Annotated in this window: 2 protein-coding genes and 1 pseudogene; all 3 read right to left on the bottom strand. The window is 68.2% G+C overall.

The features are described from left to right. Nucleotides 1-122 (bottom strand): annotated as a pseudogene (gene sufC / locus ACV530_RS36530) (Fe-S cluster assembly ATPase SufC); the annotation flags it as partial. A 6-nt stretch (nucleotides 123-128) separates the two neighbouring features. Continuing rightward, entirely contained in the window at nucleotides 129-455 is a 327-nt protein-coding gene (locus ACV530_RS36525) for a non-heme iron oxygenase ferredoxin subunit (protein WP_494337039.1), read from the bottom strand. Next, complete coding sequence (gene sufD / locus ACV530_RS36520) at nucleotides 452-1,714, bottom strand: Fe-S cluster assembly protein SufD (RefSeq protein ID WP_494337038.1); 1,263 nt, start codon at nucleotides 1,712-1,714, stop codon at nucleotides 452-454. Before sufD ends, ACV530_RS36525 begins: the two co-directional genes overlap by 4 nt. Between the last annotated feature and the right edge of the window lie 211 nt (nucleotides 1,715-1,925).

The following is a 1,925-nucleotide window of genomic DNA, read 5'->3' as shown; positions in this document are numbered from 1 at the left end:
GGGCCCATGATGGCGTGGGTCTCGCCCTGCTTCACGGTCAGGTCGACGCCGCGCAGGATCTCCCGCGGGCCGTTCTCGGCCTCGACGGACACGTGCAGGTCGTGAATCTCAAGCGTTGCCATGGGGATTCAGAGCTCCCTCTCACCGGAGGTGACGCAGACGAGCACGTCGTCTCCGTCCACTTTCACGGGGTAGACGGCGATGGGCTCGGTCGCCGGCGGCGAGGTCGGCCGGCCGGTACGCAGGTCGAAGCTGGAGGTGTGCAGCCAGCATCCGATGGCCCGGTCGCTGACGTCCCCGCCGGAAAGGGAGACGTTCGCGTGCGAACAGATGTCGTGCACCGCGTAGAACCCGCCCTCGGTACGCACCACGGAGACCGGGACGCCTTCCAGGACGACCCGCATCGGGGTGTCCTCTGCCAGCTCATCCACCGAGCAGGCCCGCAGATACCTCAGTGTCCCCGGCATGAAGAACCTCCATGGCATGCGTGATTTCCTCGGCACAGCTCCTTGTCGACCTTGGCCATCAATCGCTTTCCCGGGCAGGGCAGTCCGATCTGCTGGACCAGTTCGGCGAAGAAGCCGCGCACGACCAGCCTGCGGGCCTCGTCGGCGGGGATGCCGCGGGCCATCAGGTAGAAGAGCTGCTCGTCGTCGAAGCGGCCGGTCGCCGAGGCGTGGCCGGCACCGACGATCTCGCCGGTCTCGATCTCCAGGTTGGGGACCGAGTCGACGCGGGCCCCGTCGGTGAGGACGAGGTTGCGGTTGAGCTCGTAGGTGTCGGTGCCCTCGGCCGCGGCGCGGATGAGGACGTCGCCGATCCAGACCGCGTGGGCGTCCTTGCCCTGCAGCGCGCCCTTGTAGGCGACGTTGCTGCGGCAGTGCGGGGTGTCGTGATCGACAAAGAGGCGGTGCTCGTGGTGCTGGCCCTTGTCGGTGAAGTACAGGCCGTAGAGCTCGGCTTCGCCGCCGGGCCCGGCGTACGCGATGCGCGGGTTGATACGCACAAGACCGCCGCCGAAGGTGACGGTGACGTGCTTGAGGATGGCGTCGCGGCCGACGAGCACGTTGTGCTGGGAGCAGTGCACGGCCGTGTCGTCCCAGTCCTGGACGGAGACGACGGTGGCCTTGGCGCCCTCGCCGAGCATGACTTCGATGTTGGCGGAGCGGATGCCCGCGCCGGTGTGGTCCATGACGATGACGGCCTCGGCGAAGGCACCGATGTCGAAGACTGTGTGGCCGAAGCTGACGCCGCCCTCGCCGTGGATGGCCACCCGCACCGGCTTGGTCAGCACGGTCTTCTCCGGCACCGAGACGATCGCGGCCGTCTCGAACACGGAGAACGCCTGCGCTGCCACCCGGTCCACGGGCTTGCCGGCCCGCCCGATCCGTGCGTCGTCCCGGAGGACGGTCTCGATGGTGACGTCGTCGGGCGCCGACATCTCGGCCTTGAGGGAACCGGATGCCTTGGCGGTGCCGTCGTGCAGACCGCGGAGGCGCTCCAGCGGGGTGAACCGCCACTCCTCCTCACGGCCGTGCGGCACCGGGAAGTCCGCGACGTCGAAGGAGGGCGGCGCACTCATCCGCGTCGCGGTGGTGGACTCCGCCGCCACCGCGATCGCGCCGGAAGTACTCGAGTCGACCGGTGGGGACGCCCCCTGTCCTGTCGATGTCGAGGGTTTGGGGGAATTCTGAGCCTCAGCCGTGACTGTCATGTCGCTCGCTTTCTGCTTCAGTTCCTCACTCTCCTGTGGAGAGTGCCAACGGACTGACCTTGAAAGGGCTTTGGACCACCGGGACGGTCAGCCGACCGAGCCCTCCATCTGCAGCTCGATCAGCCGGTTGAGCTCGAGCGCGTACTCCATCGGCAGCTCGCGGGCGATCGGCTCGACGAAGCCGCGCACGATCATCGCCATGGCCTCGTCC

The sequence above is a fragment of the Streptomyces sp. SX-6 genome (genome assembly GCF_059089585.1).
The sequence above is the reverse complement of the archived record's forward strand: the minus strand, read 5'-3'. Positions and strand labels throughout refer to the sequence as shown.

What these genes read in the sequence shown, in the direction of transcription:
- sufD (WP_494337038.1), bottom strand. Translation starts at nt 1,714, where the DNA reads ATGACAGTCACGGCTGAGGCTCAGAATTCCCCCAAACCCTCGACATCG.